13 protein-coding genes and 2 pseudogenes are annotated in these 16,186 nt (G+C 55.4%); 9 read left to right on the top strand and 6 right to left on the bottom strand.

Annotation, left to right across the window (positions count from 1 at the left end; genetic code table 11):
- Window positions 1–872: 872 nt before the first annotated feature.
- Window positions 873–2,675 (bottom strand): diguanylate cyclase, encoded by a 1,803-nt coding sequence (locus O8B93_RS27455; RefSeq protein WP_269713045.1) that lies wholly within the window; start codon window positions 2,673–2,675, stop codon window positions 873–875.
- A 142-nt stretch (window positions 2,676–2,817) separates the two neighbouring features.
- On the opposite strand from O8B93_RS27455, the gene O8B93_RS27450 reads away from it, so the two are divergent.
- The gene (locus O8B93_RS27450) at window positions 2,818–2,964 is read left to right on the top strand and encodes a hypothetical protein (RefSeq protein WP_269713044.1); all 147 of its coding nucleotides are present in this window, start codon (window positions 2,818–2,820) and stop codon (window positions 2,962–2,964) included.
- A gap of 851 nt (window positions 2,965–3,815) precedes the next feature.
- On the opposite strand, the gene O8B93_RS27445 is transcribed toward O8B93_RS27450, so the two are convergent.
- From O8B93_RS27445 to O8B93_RS27430, 3 genes are all read right to left on the bottom strand, one after another.
- Window positions 3,816–4,049 carry a hypothetical protein gene (locus tag O8B93_RS27445; protein WP_269713043.1) on the bottom strand — a complete coding sequence of 78 codons (234 nt, stop codon included), beginning with the start codon at window positions 4,047–4,049 and terminating at the stop codon, window positions 3,816–3,818.
- Window positions 4,034–5,953, bottom strand: a complete 1,920-nt coding sequence (locus O8B93_RS27440; RefSeq protein ID WP_269713046.1) for a methyl-accepting chemotaxis protein — start codon at window positions 5,951–5,953, stop codon at window positions 4,034–4,036. The genes O8B93_RS27445 and O8B93_RS27440 overlap by 16 nt, the downstream gene beginning before the upstream one ends.
- A 1,173-nt stretch (window positions 5,954–7,126) precedes the next feature.
- Entirely contained in the window at window positions 7,127–8,119 is a 993-nt protein-coding gene (locus O8B93_RS27430) for a helix-turn-helix transcriptional regulator (RefSeq protein WP_269713042.1), read from the bottom strand.
- Window positions 8,120–8,700: 581 nt separating this feature from the next.
- Between O8B93_RS27430 and O8B93_RS27425 the strand changes: the two genes are divergently transcribed.
- Genes O8B93_RS27425 through O8B93_RS27410 form a run of 4 tightly spaced genes read left to right on the top strand, consistent with a single transcriptional unit; the run spans window position 8,701 to window position 11,955 of the window.
- Window positions 8,701–8,952 carry a hypothetical protein gene (locus O8B93_RS27425; RefSeq protein WP_269713041.1) on the top strand — a complete coding sequence of 84 codons (252 nt, stop codon included), beginning with the start codon at window positions 8,701–8,703 and terminating at the stop codon, window positions 8,950–8,952.
- A gap of 44 nt (window positions 8,953–8,996) precedes the next feature.
- Window positions 8,997–10,925 (top strand): pilus assembly protein TadG-related protein, encoded by a 1,929-nt coding sequence (locus tag O8B93_RS27420; RefSeq protein WP_269713040.1) that lies wholly within the window; start codon window positions 8,997–8,999, stop codon window positions 10,923–10,925.
- Between the two features lie 17 nt (window positions 10,926–10,942).
- On the top strand, window positions 10,943–11,521 hold the full coding sequence (locus O8B93_RS27415) for a TadE/TadG family type IV pilus assembly protein (protein WP_269713039.1): 579 nt from the start codon (window positions 10,943–10,945) through the stop codon (window positions 11,519–11,521).
- The gene (locus O8B93_RS27410) at window positions 11,518–11,955 is read left to right on the top strand and encodes a TadE/TadG family type IV pilus assembly protein (protein ID WP_269713038.1); all 438 of its coding nucleotides are present in this window, start codon (window positions 11,518–11,520) and stop codon (window positions 11,953–11,955) included. The genes O8B93_RS27415 and O8B93_RS27410 overlap by 4 nt, the downstream gene beginning before the upstream one ends.
- Window positions 11,956–12,086: 131 nt before the next feature.
- Here the strand turns inward: O8B93_RS27410 and O8B93_RS27405 are convergent.
- Window positions 12,087–12,209: pseudogene (locus O8B93_RS27405) on the bottom strand (IS5/IS1182 family transposase); the annotation flags it as partial.
- A gap of 193 nt (window positions 12,210–12,402) precedes the next feature.
- Between O8B93_RS27405 and O8B93_RS27400 the strand changes: the two are divergent.
- The gene (locus O8B93_RS27400; RefSeq protein ID WP_269713037.1) at window positions 12,403–12,864 is read left to right on the top strand and encodes a hypothetical protein; all 462 of its coding nucleotides are present in this window, start codon (window positions 12,403–12,405) and stop codon (window positions 12,862–12,864) included.
- Between the two features lie 539 nt (window positions 12,865–13,403).
- On the opposite strand, the gene O8B93_RS27395 is transcribed toward O8B93_RS27400, so the two are convergent.
- Window positions 13,404–14,396, bottom strand: a complete 993-nt coding sequence (locus tag O8B93_RS27395) for a helix-turn-helix transcriptional regulator (RefSeq protein WP_269713036.1) — start codon at window positions 14,394–14,396, stop codon at window positions 13,404–13,406.
- 125 nt (window positions 14,397–14,521) lie between these two features.
- On the opposite strand from O8B93_RS27395, the gene O8B93_RS27390 reads away from it, so the two are divergent.
- From O8B93_RS27390 to O8B93_RS27380, 3 genes and pseudogenes are all read left to right on the top strand, one after another.
- The gene (locus O8B93_RS27390; protein WP_269713035.1) at window positions 14,522–15,307 is read left to right on the top strand and encodes a GGDEF domain-containing protein; all 786 of its coding nucleotides are present in this window, start codon (window positions 14,522–14,524) and stop codon (window positions 15,305–15,307) included.
- A gap of 74 nt (window positions 15,308–15,381) precedes the next feature.
- Window positions 15,382–15,699, top strand: a complete 318-nt coding sequence (locus tag O8B93_RS27385) for a zinc-binding dehydrogenase (RefSeq protein WP_269713034.1) — start codon at window positions 15,382–15,384, stop codon at window positions 15,697–15,699.
- Window positions 15,700–16,038: 339 nt separating this feature from the next.
- A pseudogene (locus O8B93_RS27380) lies at window positions 16,039–16,186 on the top strand (helix-turn-helix domain-containing protein); the annotation flags it as partial.

Here is a 16,186-nt window from a genome sequence, read left to right as displayed (position 1 = left end):
TTCGCCGCGTCGTGCGCAATCTGCGCGAGGAAAGCGATCCTCTCCTGCTCAAACCGCTGGCGGAAGGCCGCATCAAGATTGTCGGCGCCTACTATCACCTCGACAGCGGCGCCGTCGAATTCTTCGATCAGGCATGAATGCAAAGGAGCCGCGTGGTTGTTCACGCGGCTCACTCGTTGTGAAAATTCCATCCCCTCCACACCGCACATGCCCTCGCGTTCGTTCCGCCAACGATCGAGTTGGGCTTTGTCCTGCAATGGCGTGCCACGAAATCGGGAGTATCCGGACATGGGCCCCACAGACAGAAAGGGAAGTATCGGTAAAAAATCCGAGCCCTCGCCTTCAAGATGTCAATATGAAGATGCGGCGTGAACATTTTCAGCTCGACGACCGGCTTCGGCATATCAGCGGATCGGGACCTCCGCCATTTGTTAACTCATCCCTTCTTCTCGTGGGGAGCTTAAATTCAGTAGCTCCCGGCCAAAGGCAAACTTCGGCTGAGTTCGCTCCAAGTAATTTCACGCTTTAGTTGAAATATATTTTTGTTCTCACCGCTACGCGTCACTTGAATTATGGCGATCTCTGACAACAACTCCGCCGCCGAATCTACACAGCGATCAGCAAGTCGCGCCGCAATCGCGCGGAACCGAACAACTTGCGCTCGTCGAGCATACTTGTCACTCCATGACCACAGCAGAACCAGAATCTCGCCCGTTGAACCGCCTAGGCTCTATCGCCAATGTTCTGGCTTGCGTCCCTATGTGCGTCAGTATCGACCCTATCCAGCCGAGCCCGGGCGACGGCACGAACGCAGACTCCGGCTACTCGATCATTCGCCGAATGAGCGGCGGGGCGCTACGAGACCATAGGTTTCAAACAGCTATCTGCTGAATCTGTATGTCCAACGTAGGCTCGGCAACGACAGCTTGATTTCGCCCTGCCTGCTTGGCGCGATAAAGCGCGCGATCGGCTTCGAGCAATAGCGCTACCGGAGAGATATTTTGATCCGGCGCCGCCAGCCCAATGCCGACGCTGAGCGTCACGTGCCCAAAAGGTGATCCCGCATGCGGCAGCTTGACGGTCACCATTGCCGAACAGAGGGCCTGTCCGATGACGAGTGCGTTATCGGCTGAGGCGATCCGCGCAATGATGGCGAATTCCTCTCCGCCATAGCGGGCAACGAGGTCCTGTTTGCTCCGCGTATTGCGTTCCAGCACCCTGGCGATTTCCTTCAGGCAGGCGTCTCCTGCAGGATGGCCGTATCGGTCGTTGTAGCCTTTGAACCAATCGGCATCCACCATAGCAAGCATCAGCAGGTCCTGGCCCTGCCCAAGCCCGGCGAGCTCGCTTGCGAGAACCTCGTCGAAGCGACGGCGGTTGGCCACACCTGTCATCTCGTCCGTCTGGCTGATCGTCAGGAGCTTCTGATTGAGCAGCTCCAGCTCGGAGGTTCGATCCCGTATCTTTCCTTCAAGCGCTTCGTGGGCTGCGTGAACGCGCGCTGCCATCGACGCAAAATCGCGGGCAAGCTCGCCGATCTCGTCGTCGGAGTGTGTGGGCAGGGCGTCGTTGGCAACGGTAACGCCGGAACGGCCGACCAGCTGCGTGGCGTGGATCAATCTCACCAGCGGTTCGGCGACCTGCTTTTGCAGGATCGAACGGAGGATGAAGAGTTCGACCAACAGGGTGAGCAGCCCGACGGCGACTACGATCCAGAGATTGGTGAGGATGGCGGGCCGCATCAGCGACTTTGGATAGTGGACGGCAAGCACCCAGGGTGTGTCCGGGATCCGGCCGACGGCGGTAATTTCGCTGGTGCTGTCGATGAGCGACACCGAACCCGCTCCGATCGACTGGCTTGCCTTCAGCAATGGCTGGTAGTCGGCGATTTCAAGGGAGGAAATCGAGGCTTCACCGGCGCTGGTCGTGATCGCATCCGCATATTTACTGTCGAAGATCAGAGTTCCCTGATCATCGGTCGCAAAGATTGTCGCGCGTGCGCCCGGCAGCGTCGGATTTGCGGTTCGTTTCATCAGATCGGCGAGCAGCACGTCGACGCAAGCCATGATGCGATGTTTGCCCGAAGCGTCAGGCGTATCGGGCGTCGCGATCGTCGTCATCCATGCATTATTGGAGGGATCCCAATAGATGCGCGTAAAGAAAGTGTCATTTTGAGGCCCCCCGAAGCCGCGGGAGAAAAATTCGAAAGTCTCGAGCTTCAGCGCATCCGGGCCTTCATATTTGAAAACCTTGGCGATGTCGGCAGCCTGATAGATCGGGAAGCCTTTTTCCGGAACCACGCCGTAGAAATTGAAGAGGCGGCCCTTGGCGGCAGACCCGAATTGGTAAGAGAGCAGGTACGACAGCGCAAACCGTGTCTTCACGTCCTCATCCGGCGTCACGTCAGGCGCGTAGGTTGCCGACATGTCCGGAAATCTGCGCCCATCGGGCAAAGGCTCGCCTTCAAACAATCCCGGACGCTGGGTGTAGGATCCATCCTCATGGCGATAGAAAATATCATCGAAATTCCGTGCTAATGATTGCCGAGCTTCCGGTATCGCGTAGATCCTCTCGAACTCGGCGAGGAAATTCTTCTGAAGATCCTTCACCTCGCGAAATGGCAGAGACTCGCGCTGCAGAGCCTGTTCGGTCGAAAGCGAGAGCTGCGAGCGCACTGACCGCTCAAGTGCTGAATGATTGATGAAATAGGACACGCCGCCCGCACAGGCGCAAACGAGCGCAATGCGTAGTGTTGCGAGCCGTAGTGCCCGCGACGCCAACGTATGGCGTGCTTTACGGTTCGCCCCGGGTCTGAAGGTGACCTTCAACAATGCGCTCACGCCGGTGCCGCTCGATATCATGCATTTACCTTCGTCGTTAGAAGCAAGCCTGTACGCTGCCCGGGGCATCGTCGGTGCATTGATGGGCATCACGGGAAAGCGCCACAATTCATTTGTGGCGTGAGGAGTTCGGTGCCGGCGCGAACTTCTGTCAGTACATCGAAGCCTTGCTCGATGCACCGGAAGCGATTAAGGCGTGGCGTGATGTTAACAAATGATTTTTTCGTTGAAGCGCGGCCGAAATTCCCTGCGCGATTCGGATAAAGTTCGCAAAACGGATTAAACAGTCGCTTCGGCGGTCGCCGACGTCGCCGATGGGAACAATCGCAGGTGATTAGGCAGCTCTGGGGACGAGTGCAATCAGCGCTTTGCCCAAACCCCACTCCTCACGAAAATAAATCGGTCGCGCCTGTAGGGTTCACATATGTCCTTGGACGCGCTGGCCGCCCTTGGCAAGGATATCGGCATGATTTTGCAACCCCACCAGCTCTATGTCGAACGAACGGATTCAGCCAAGAACATGGCGCGACGTTATACCATGGAGATCAAGTTGAAACAAAAGCGTGTTCGCGGATACTTACCGACATCAGTACGTTAGCATTCTCAAAACTGATCCAGACGGCTGGCGCGTTTCAAGTGACGAAAATTAGGACCGCCGAAGCGCGCCTGCGCTTCATTTGCGTTGGTTCCAGTTGGTTTGGGCGAAGCCTCGATCTCGAGCTAGAACGGGATCTTGACTACGAACTTCAGCTGAACTTTTCCTTGTGAAAGAAATGGCTGGTCCCGTTGCCGAGAGTTCGGAGCTACAGCCGGAGGCTGCGAGTAACGGAGCGAGTTGCTGCATGGCGGATCTCTTTGTCGATTGCGGTCATCCTGGGGATAGACGACTGACCGGAAAGGATGGGCGTACCCCAAGGGCCGAAGCGGCAACCTCTCCGATGAGAGATGACGGTTGGCAGGAGGTGCAACTGGTCGCTATTGCTTCGGCCGAAAGGTTGCCGCCAGATTGATCACCGGAATAGCCCAACTGCGCAGGTTCATGACGCCGAGGAGGTCGGGCTGAGCGTGGGCAGCGGCCTTGCCGCTGCCCATCCCCGGATCGGGGTCCTTCAGATGGAAAATTGCTGGTGCCGAAGAGAAGGCAATGATTTCCAGCGTTGTTGCCTGACCGGGAGCCGAGGTATCCGCTGTCGTCAGAATTCCGTCCACTCATTGACGGCTGCTGCTGCAGATCCCTTAGCGCTGAAGGCGCGGGCAACCTTGTTGCCAAGCGCGTGCGCCGGGGAGGCGACAGATATGCTTGTCCGGCTTACGGCTCGCGGCCGAGAAGCTCCGTCAAGCTTGAAGCCGGCAATGAGGTCGCGGAGCTTGGTCGCTTCCTCTGCTAGGCTCGACGCCGCAGCGGTCGATTGCTCCACCATTGCCGCGTTCTGCTGTGTGTTTTGATCCATCGAATTGACCGCCGTGTTTATTTCGGCAAGCCCGGTCGACTGCTCCTTCGCCGAAACGGCGATTGCGTTCATGTGACCGTTGATCTGACCAATGAAACCGCCGATGACATTCAGGGCCTCGCCGGTGTCGCGCACGAGCTTTACGCCACTTTCGACTTCGGTTGTGGAATTGCGGATCAGCCCCTTGATTTCTTTCGCAGCCTGCGCGGAACGCTGGGCAAGTTCGCGCACTTCTTGGGCGACGACGGCAAAACCCTTGCCAGCGTCACCCGCGCGTGCAGCCTCAACCCCGGCATTGAGTGCCAGAAGGTTCGTCTGGAAGGCGATTTCGTCGATGACCCCAATGATATTGGAGATCTGCTGGGAGCTTTCCTCAATCCGTCGCATCGCCTCCTCAGCATGGGCAACCACTTCTGCCGACTTTGCGGCGCTCTGGTTTGCCTGGTTTGCGACGGTCCGGGCTTCCTCCGTCAGCGTTGTCGAAGAGCCGACATTGGCGGTGATCTGGTCGAGAGCCGCTGCGGTTTCCTCGAGTGCGGCAGCCTGCTGCTCGGTGCGTTTGGAGAGATCCTGTGCGCCGGATGCAATCTCGCGGGTGCCGTTGTCCATCGTCCCGATGCTTTCGGCAATTGAACCGAGCGCGGCGCCGAGCTGGCGAACCGACTGGTTGAAGTCCTGGCGCAATGGCTCGAAGTCCAGCGCAAACGCCTCGTCGATCTGGAAGGTTAGGTTGCCGCCTGCCAGTTGCTTCAGGCCGGCAGCCAGATTTTCGGACGCAAACCGCAGGGCTTCGGCTTCGCGCTCGGTGCGACGCTGAACCTCAACCCGTTCCGCATCTTGGGAGCTTCGGGATTGGATGGCTTCCTGCTCCATGCGTGCGTTGGCAAGTGCGTTCTGCCGGAAGACCTCGACAGCCTCGGCCATAGCGCCGATTTCGTCATGGCGGCCGGCGAAGGGGATAGCCGACGCGGCATCGCCGGATGCAAGATTGCGCATCGCCGCCGTGATCCGGCCGATGGGGTTGGCAATACCGGCTACAGCGAAGCCTATGGCACCAGTTCCAACCAAAAGAGCAACGCCGCAAAGGATGTACACGAAACGCAGGGCTTCCTCCAGCATTTGCTGAATAGCCGTGCCGGACCGGGCCGCGCCTTCTTTGTTGAGCAAGACGATCGCATCCACCGCCTTATCGATTTCCAAGTAGTGTGGCCTCATTTCCTCAGCGAGTATCCGCTTGGCCTCTTCCCTGTTACCTGCGATCATCGCCGCCGTGAGCCTGGTCCCAGCTTCGAAAAGCGCGGATTGTTTTCCCCTTATCTTCGAAAGCTCCGCCTTTTCACCAGGCTCGGACACCAGAACAGCGTAGTCATCCAAGGCTTGGGAAAACCGCGCTTTCTCGGCTTCAACCAGGTTCTCAGCGTCACTCTCTTCCTGAGCCGTGGCGGCCAGCACATTGCGGTTAAAGGCCACTCTCAAATCGGAAAGTGCCGTATCCATTTCTTTCGAGCGTTCGATGCTCGGCATCCAATTGTCGACGATCTCGTCACTTTTGACGTTGATGGTCGATAGCGAATTGATGGATACCCAAGAAAGGGCAGCGGTTAGGAGGACCATCCCGGCAGCAGAGCCGATGAGGGAGAGTTTCACACTTGGTCGGTTCACTGTAACTACCTCTAAACTATAAGCGCAAACCCCTAGGTTGCGATTGGTCAAAAATTACCCCCTTTCCTTCGCGTTTGAAAAACGGTCGGAACTTCCGCAGCATTGGCGGAGGGGTCTATAAATTCGAAAGTATGGCCAGCCACGAACTTACTCGGGTGCAAGTAGCCAAAGCATCGAAGTACAGGTCTTGGAAAACTGCGGCTTCATCCCGCAGGCGTGAACGACAATTGAGCCGATAGCATTGCCGCATCATTGTTCCAGCCGACGGACATCCGGCCCTGAAATCACAATCGCTACCAACGTGGTTCTTCCTAAACAGAGCATTAATCGCCAAGCAGAGGATGCGGAAAACGGATGAGTCTGCGTTAAGTGGATTATACTTCGCGCCTGGGTTCGCCGCTTGTGCATAGGTCCAGGTCCCTCGTCTCCGCCAGCATAGGTCGCACGTATTGGGGCGGTGACGATTTAGCGATTTGGGATTTGCTGCGAAGGAAAAATCAGATGCGATGCTAATTTCGGAGATTGGCTGTGTATTTCGATGCGCTTGAAAATGATCATTGGGGGCGTATCAAGAGACTCGTGTCAGGCGCAACGAAAGGGAGGCGCCGTCCGCCCACGAACAACCGGGTTGATCCTGCGCGCTGCTGTGGCAGGCCCGCTCCGGTGGTCGCTGGCGTGATCTGCTGTAACGGTTCGGGATTATCGCCTGATCGAAATAGCCGTTCTTGGCGAGATGCTTTTGGTTTCTGCGCCTGCAACTAGTCTGGAATGATGATCAGTATCGCCAAAATTCCGAGGCGCTAGGACTTCCAACTCGTTTGGCCCCAACCCCGGACCAGCGCGCATGAAGGCTTCGAGACCGACCTGATAGGAGCCAAAAGCTCCGATCCTTCAAATCGCTCGCGCAAATCATCCACACGTACGATGAAATCGTCCACGAATATCTCAATCGCATCGAACGTTGCTCAACCAATAGAAGCACGTCTACCGTTTCGCAACGCTCTATGATCGCAGAACCGTTCACTTCGAGGTCCTTATCTGCCCTGTCATTGTATGGCCTGGATTCGGTGAATGGCGATCTTTACCAGGCGATGGCAAATAACCGCCACCCTCCGCTATTCACGGCTTAAAAGTACAGAGCACAGGGATCAGATCGCAGGCATCAGCCCTAGTTCAAACGCGGATCGATCGTCTCCTGGTTTCCGAAGGGTTCTCACCATAGGTGGCCCGATAGGCCGCAGAAAAACGGCCGAAATGGAAGAAACCCTGTTTCAGACAGATTGCTCCTACGGACTCCAGGTTCGACGGATCGAGCAGATCATTTCGGACAGCGCTTAACCGAAGGCTCCGCAGGTAGGCTGCCGGGGTTGTTTCCCTGAAGGTACGAAATCCCGTTTCGAGGGCACGAACAGAGACACCAACGGCTTCGGCCACCATCGACATGGTAATCGGCTTCGCGACGTTCGCCTGCATGAAATCCATTGCATCACGCACGTGCCATGGCGCGATCAAATATGTTCGTTTTTCCAGGTGACGAGAGTAGCGATTTGGAATCGTTCGGATAAGAACATCGGCCAGAGCCAGAGTGATATGCGACATGGCAATCGGCGACTGGAGCAGCGGTCCGTTGCTTTGTAAGCCACCAACGATCGTTCGGCACATATTGCCAATCAGTTGGCCCGCTGGAACCGTGAGATCTACCACCGGCGACAAGTCCAACGGTCCATTAAGGGGCGTCTCGAAGATTGCGGTGACTGTCTGCCGAATCACCGACCAGTCCAGACGCAATATATCCGATATGTGGGGTTCACCTCGTACGGCGAACTGATCCACCTGGTGGTTGTTGACCAAAACGAGATTTCCTGGGTGGCTCTCTACGATGCGATGACCCACCGACACGGCGATGGCGCCGGTTCGCGGTAAGAGAATCGACAGCCACTCCGGTTGCTCAGGCGCCGCCTTTAGCCGCCACTCGTTGTGAAACTGGCTGCTCAGCAGAGTCAGCTTGCCATCGGTCCGATAGTCCGCCCGCCAAGTAAAGCTTGTAGCAGAACCGATCGGTGAAGCGTCAAATGGGCCAAATTGCTCTGTAAAAGTCTGGACCATCTCCTCAAAAGTCGATCCTTCAAAACTGGGCTCGAAAGCCATTGAGGAATTTTGTGGCATGCTGATAGGCTACCCTGCTGAAGTGTAAGGCAAACGGCAAAAAATATCGCTGCGCTTGTGAACACCGGTCCGTTAATTGCAATAAAACTCATGCTTCGACTAGACCATCGCAGAACTGCTTCCAGGGAAGTTGCGCGCGACGGCTCCGCCTCAAGAACATTCCGACCGCTTACTCGGCTTGATCGGATGTTAACCATACGCCACATTGAAACGGTCCTGGATGTGACGGACCAATAGTCAGATCTGCCAAGTACAAACGCTGCAATCGCTCTCAGCCGATGCTTCCCTAACCAAGGCTACCGGCCAGATGCATCATTTCATCGTCGTAAACCAGCAGAAGAAACGACCGTCTTTATCCGATTTGTAATGCAATATCCGATTAACGCAACCAAATAACCTGAACCTGGAAAAGACATACCTGCGTTAACGTTCGCGGTCGGCGTTTTGAGTTACTAAGATGCGCATGCTGGCATTTCATCGAATGACTCGTGCACACCTTTTGCCCGAACGAACCGACGCGACATCCTCAAGCGACGAGAGGACGATGCCATCCTGTCGCGCCTTGATTAAGAGACTTTTTCATGAAGCACATTGTTGACACCTCGCTTCGGCAAATGAAGCCTGAAAATTCACCCACCTTCATCGGCACAACCGCCATTTCCGTCAACGCCGCCACGCGTGATGCACTCGAACATGCGCACACAGAGTTGCTCGGCATAACCAACTATCTGGAGGCATTGTACGCGCAAATTCAGCGTGCAGCCCACGGCGGCCATGGGCTTTCGATCGTGACAGATGGTCGACGGGCGAGCGACGGTGAGTCCTTTTCATGAGCCGCTTTACTATCGGACCCAGATATCAAGGGCCCTCATTCAAAATGAGAACCATGCTCAGGTCGCTTCGTAAGGATCAAAACGGCGGCATCGCGATCATGGCCGCCTTTTGCTTGCCGATCGTGATTGGTTTTGCAGCTTTGGCCGTCGAATACGGATACGGACTGCTTGTGCGGGACGAGAACCAGCGCACCGCCGATCTTGCGTCTTACTCCGGGGCACTCGCCTACAGTGAGACTAATTCGGAAGTGAAGATGAAGGCAGCGGCGCATCGAGTGGCGCAACTCAATGGAGTCGATGCCGCCGACGTTTCGATCTCCCTCACAAAGTCTCCGAAAGACGCGCGCGTTCTAGTCGTGCATGTCGCGATCACCACGACGAACACGCTCGTTCTCGCGCCGATCCTTGGTATCAGCCCGAAGCTTGATATCGGAGCCGAAGCCTATTCTTCAATCGGCTCCTCGGAGAATGGTTGTATCATTGCTTTGGACAAGTCCGGATCGGGTGTCACCTTATCAGGCGGTGTACAGGTCGGAGCAAGCAAGTGCTATGTGAATTCCAACAGCGACCTCGTAGCCCCGTGCGGAACCAAAATCACGGCCAAGGAAGCCACCTATTTCGACGGCTCCTCGCAGCCCTGTCCATGGACCAACAATATCATGCGGTCGGATGGTAGCCCAGCACCTGTAACAAGCCAGTACACCAGCGATCCTCTTGAGGATCATGCAGGTGTGGCCGAACTCAACCAACGCTTCAACCTTGTCCGCGAGGCATCGTGGCCAAGCTCGGTATCGGCAACCAAGGGAACCGATATTGAATTTGGTGGTAATGTTGCCCCACCCCAGACCGCAGCCGCGATCGAGGCCATCGGATGCCGCTACGATCCCGCCAATTACAATCCCTATTGGATGGTCAAATGGGACATCATCTGTTCCGGCTCAACGATCAATGTCGGTTCTCTGGTGGTGCACGGCAACATGCAGGTGAAGTTCAACATCTCAGGCAGCAAAAGCACCGTCTATAATTTCTCAGGTAAAATCCAGAACGATTTCGGCACGAAGCTGGAATTTGGGGGGGGCACCTTCAATATCGCCAAAGGCGTTTATGGCGCTGATCTGACGTTCGGAGCAGGTTCTTTCCATGTCGGACAGGGTGACGACAAGTGCGGTGATGCGCGTTACAGCCTATGTAGCTCCGGGAAGACCACAATCGACGGACCCAGCACTTTCGTGTTGGACGCAGGTTTCTACACGGGCGATGGCGCCATGCTGAAACTCGGGGCCGGAACCAGCAACAGCTACATCATCGGCAGATCGAGTGGCGATAACGCGATCGGGCTTGGTGGTGGCTCCGTAACCAGCATGGCGGATGCCAGATCGGGCAAAGGCGTCTTCCGCGTCAACGGTGACATCAACGGCGGCGGGGGCGGAAGCTGCCTTACACTTCCCGCAACCACACAGCACGACATATCCGGCAGCGTCGATCTGGCCGGTGGCGCCAGACTTGGTGACGGCATCTATACGGTCGACGGGTATTTCGCGGTCCATACGGGCGGCGCCAACTGTAGTGACACGATCTCGGTCTCCGGCAAGAATGTTACGATCATCATATCAGGCGTCAAAACGCCCTCCAACTGGGATTGCAGTGGTAAGTCCTTCTGCTTGACCGGTGGTAACGCGATCACCCTTTCAGCACCACAGTCAGGTGACTACGCCAATCTGGCAGTAATTGGTCCACAATCAGCAAAGAACAAGACGGGTGCAGAAATCACGTCAGGCGGCAAAGGTAAAATCTCCGGCGCCTTCTATTTTCCAAATGGACAGATCGGTTTCGGTGGCGGGGGGCAGATCGGTGACGCGGCAATTGGTTGTCTACAACTGATCGGCGCCAGTATTTCACTGTCTGGCGGTTCGCAGGCCATGTCGGAATGCACCCTGTCAAGCGGTGGCGGCAAGGTGGCGCTTGTCCAATGATCTTTATTCGAACCTCCATGAAAAGAGCCACGACCTTGTATGTCCATCTAAGACGCATTCTCAGAGAAGATCGTGTCGGCAATGCCGCTATCGAGTTTGCACTGATTGCACCGATCCTAGCTATCATTCTGGCAGGAAGCACCGATTTAGGGTTGCTGATCTTCTCCCGCTTTCAGCTGGAGGCAACGATCTCGGACAGCACAAGCTACGCCATGGTTCATGCCGATCAGGTTGGTGCCGAAAATGGCGACGATTTGGCGGCAAAGATCGCCACAATCGTTGCCAGTGAGGATACCTCGGGAGACAGGACCGCCTCGATCGTCGTTAACAACGGGGCACAGGCAAATTATGACGGAACGAACATAAAACTCGGCGGTGCTGCAAGCCATGCGAATGCCTGCTATTGCCCGACCGGCACCGCATCGTCGCTCATTTGGGGACAGCAACAATCCTGCGGCACTTTCTGTTCCGACGGAGCGCCGTCAGGCAAGTATGTCGCGATCACTGCAAAGCAGACATATGCGCCGTTGTTCTCCAGCTACGGCATCGTCAAAGATGGTTTTATTTACGCCAGCGCGATTGTCCGAACACAATGAAATCCGTTATCCAGAAATTTTGGAAATCTCGCTGCGGTGCCAGTGCGGTGGAATTCGCTCTGGTTATGCCGCTGTTCTTGCTGATGCTGTTTGGAATGATCGAGTTTGGCCGATTGTTCTGGACCACCCATGCTCTCCACGATACCGCAATCGCCACCGCGCGCTGTATGGGCATTCCACAGATAGAATGCGAAGATGGGGAGGTGTACAGTGCCTCCAAGGCGGTAGCCTTCGCGAGAACTACGGCGGCCGGCTGGTTTGTGGCTTTGGACACAGCGTCGATCACGCTCAATCACAATGCGAACTGCCATGGCTTGGCGGGCTTTTCTCAAGTGGAGATCATCCATGAGTTCAACACGGTGGTGCCGAGGCTTTTGACGTCACTTGCCGGTGGAACTAAACTACGGGCAGAGGCCTGTTTTACAAATCACTAAAATTTGTCGTTACGCTGAAGGGAGAAGGCAGGAAGGTCTCGACGTGCGGTCGTACAATGCGGCTTGTCTACCCGAGGGCCGGCAAATGTTGGAACTCGCTCCTCCGTCCAGGGTGAGCCCGTTCGAAATCACCAGAGAATGCCATTCAGGACCCGCCGATCATCAACGCGGGCAACGACGCGTGGCTTGTTGGGCAACAACCGCGATATGATCGACCATTCATGGTCAGTCAATTCGTGGCGACGACGCGTCATAAAAGACTTCCCTATTCGAAAGCCTTGAATCACAGCGCGCCACAAACAAAAAGAATTTTTATGAGTTTACGCAGCAGATCCTTTGCGCCTGATATTTTGAGGGGTAAATGTGGCGGACTGCAAGCTCTTACAAGCTGAACGAACAGATGTTGAAAATAAAACAACCCATCGTCCATGCACAAGGGACATTCGAGTGGCGAACAGACTCTGGATACTTCTTCTGGTACTCTTTCCAAGCAATGCACATGCTTGCCAACCAGCCATGTCGCAAACCCGGATGAACACCGTTATGGAGAAGCTGTTCCAGCTGTCCGCGCAAGGAACCGTGAACGACGAAGATCTCTCGTTCCTGCGAGCCGACAAGCAGATCGAGTCGAACGTGTACTTCCAGAAGGCAAGCGTCGGGATCGTCGAGGGCGACACCTTCATCGTCTTCAATTCGGACAGAAACAAGCTTCAGATCCGGGATGACATCTGGACCGGCAAGGGAAAATCCGAACCCGAAATCCTCTTCTACAAGAACTCGAAGCTGCTGATCCCGGCCAGCACATCGGAAGCCAAACGATCCGGAGCCATCGTCTTCTCAAAAGACAATGTCTGGGTCATCCAGCCTGCCGAAAACTGCGCCGGCAGATACGCGAGGACGCCGATGTAGCGGTTTGAAACCGAGCGCGCGTCTGCACGATGCACTGTACAATGTTCGGAAGGATGAAACATCAACGCTTCAATCGCCATCCGTTTATGAGTTCACGGGATAGACTGGTGGGCTCGATCGGGAACCTGCGGTACATCGTTAGGGAGTTGACGTCGAAAACCGTCACGCTAGAGTCTGCCATGGTTTAGTTTGCACCGTATCCAGCATGTCTTAGGTAGCTTGAGCACTCTTGGAGGCTGAAAGCCTTCAGGAATTCTCCGATGGATTGACGTCGGGACTATCTGGCGGCAGGAAAAAGAAGTGTGCACCGATAATACCAAGTCGCTTCTGCTGGTCGGCGCGATGGACCCTGAAGGCTGCTGCTGCCCTATGGAGTGGAGCGTGATCGGGTGGTCGAGCAATCCGCAGCACGCTTCTTTGACAGTCTTCACAGCCCGTCATTGCCGATACGTAGCGATGACGGGCCACGCTTCTCAAGCAACCAGCCAACACTTATCTTCATCAACGATCAATTCTTCACGTTGATTGCGGTCAGAAAGTCAAGGACGGGCTAAGCGATTCTTCGTATCGGACGGGTTCTCGCCGTAGATCGCCCTATATGCTGCAGAAAAGCGACCGAAGTGGAAAAACCCCCACTTTAGACAAATCGTTTTCACACCCTGCCGATTCTGTGGATCGAGCAGATCATCCCTGGCCGCCCGCAGTCGAATTGTTCGCAAATAGGACGCTGGAGTTGTTTCCTTGAAGGTGCGGAATCCCGTTTCGAGCGCGCGCGCAGACACGCCTACAGCGCTTGCCACTTCCGCCATCGTAATCGGTTTTGAGATATTGACCTGCATAAAGTCAATGGCGTCGCGCACGTGCCATGGCGCGATCTGAAACGTCTTCTTTTGGAGGTGATGCGACAAGCGATGAGGAACGGTGAGAATTACCAATTGTGTCAACGCGTGCGTCATGTGCGAGATCGCGATTGGAGATTGAAGTAACGGACCGTTATTGCGCATCCCACCAATAATGGTTTGAACGACGCTGTGAAGAAGCCGCCCTTCGGCCGTCGAAAGGTCAACCGCAGGCGTCAGATTCAACGATCCATTCAACGGTACTTCGAGAATTGAAGCTGCTGTTTGCTTGATGAGTGACCAGTCTAACCGCAGTACATCATTCGCATGCGGTGCGCCTCGAACAAAAAAATGCTTGGCCTCGTGATTGTTCGTGAAGACCATCCGATCCGGACGACCTTCAATCGTGCGGTTTTTTAGCGCCACATCAATTCTGCCGCTGCGTGGCGAAAGGATCGATAGCCATTCTCCAGTTTCCGGTACTGCCTTTACCTGCCACTCATTGTGAAACAGGCTGGTTGACAATGTCACCGAACCGCTTGTCCAGAAGCCGGTCGTCCAAGAAAAATCTTCCGGTCTGCCGATAGGCATTGCATCAAACGGGCCAAAGTGCTCGGAAAAGGTCTCGACCATTCCTTCGAACGTTGTTCCTTTAAAGCCGGGTTGTAAATCCACCGTATTGTGGCATGGCATGGTTCACGTCACTTTCTTGACAGAACAGTGAATAGCGTCGAATAGCGTTTACAGGTCAAGTATTAGGAATATGTTATTCGGCTGCGGCTAGCGTGATCTATTGTCTGTGCTATGCATCCTTGATCGTGACCGGCATCGGTTTGTTTACTGCGGCGGTGCCGTCCCTGTCTTCTATTTTACGCACCTTGAACCAAGGCCGAATGCGCCGGGGCTGGTACAGCCTGCGAGCGCTCATTTTCCTATTCCTCATGGGCTATGCCTGTTTTGGCGTTCTCGTAGTTAACTCGGGAGCAACAATGACGGAGTTGGTTGTTTCGATCATTTTGATGGTTGGCAGCGCGTTTATTTTGATTGTGTCGCGCCTGTCCGATCTCACTACAAAGGATATCACGCGGATCGCCGCTCTTGAACGCGACGTCATGCGCGATCCGCTGACCGGCGCATTCAACCGGCGCTATCTCGACCACAAGCTCGAAGAAGAAACCATCAGGTCCCGGCGTTTAAGCCGGCCGCTCTCGGCTTTGATACTGGATCTCGATCACTTCAAGCATATCAACGATACTTACCATTTGGTCGGTGATGAGCTCCTAAGGCACGTTTGTACATTGATCGACAGCCAGTTCCAGACAATGGGAACGGTCGTTCGCTATGGGGGTAATGAGTTTGTCGTGGTCGCACCTGACAACGACATCAGGGCTGCCGATGCCCTCGGCAACAGGATGCTGCGCCATATCGCAAACCGGCCGCTGATTTTGTCGGACGGGACCAAGCTTACCGTGACCGCGAGCATAGGCGTGGCCGAATTCGAGCATAATGAAACGCCAGAGGAACTGCTTTCGAGAGCGGATGAAGCACTATACGTGGCGAAGCGTAATGGCCGCAACCGGCTGAGAGCGGCGGTGCAAAGTTAATCCACGGTAGCGGCGGGATAGTCTCGCTGTAGGGGCCGCGTAAAATCCGGCCATCTATTTCCCTTATGAAATGAATGCACGAGGGGGCAGGGGAGGGCACCGTTAAACTTGATCTGAAGGTGCGGCTCGATGACGCGCAGACAGCGCCATACGGCGAAGCGGTGTTTGACGGGCTGTGCGACCAGTGCGGGTTCACAGACGGCTACGGCTTTCTGTTCATGCGCCCAGAGGGCGGCCAGCTGGCGGAAATCGGCAAGCTGGTCGAAGCCGGCGCCCTGCGGCCGATCATTGACCGCGAATTTGCGTTCGAGGACACCCCCGCAGCGCTGGAGCGATCTGCGTCTGGCCGGGCGCGAGGAAAAATAGTCATCCGGCGAACGGTTGACGTGTGAGTTAGGGCATCGTCCTGGCTTTTGGGATCGAAAAAATCTCGTTCAATTCATAGCGGTCCCGAACATGGTGCTCGCGCCACCGCGGTGCCATGTTCGGGGCGGTCAAGCGCCGAGTCGTAATTCAAAGAAAGCCTTCACATGACGAGCGTTGAACCAATCAACATCGAGACAAACACGACGTCCCAACATGAGCATTGGCGGCGTCACACGAAATGACCGTCCAGTTCCATAAGATAGATTATGCGATTATTGTTTGTAGCCGCAAAGTTAGAATGTCCTGTTTCTGCAAAGTTGGAATGTCACACTCCCCGGGTCTGAATGATGCCCGGGAGATTGCAGATGGGACTGATTGCGATGAGCGAGCGTGATTTGCAGCGGATCGAGATTTTGTCGAAGGTGATTGCCGGTGGGATGACCATGGTGTCGGCGGCGCATGTGCTTGATCTCAGCACACGGCAAATCCGTCGGTTGTTGAACAGGATGCAAA

Source organism: Martinezella rhizogenes (assembly GCF_027460065.1).
GTDB classification, from domain to species: domain Bacteria; phylum Pseudomonadota; class Alphaproteobacteria; order Rhizobiales; family Rhizobiaceae; genus Agrobacterium; species Agrobacterium rhizogenes_C.
This window is presented reverse-complemented; position numbering and strand designations above follow the sequence as displayed.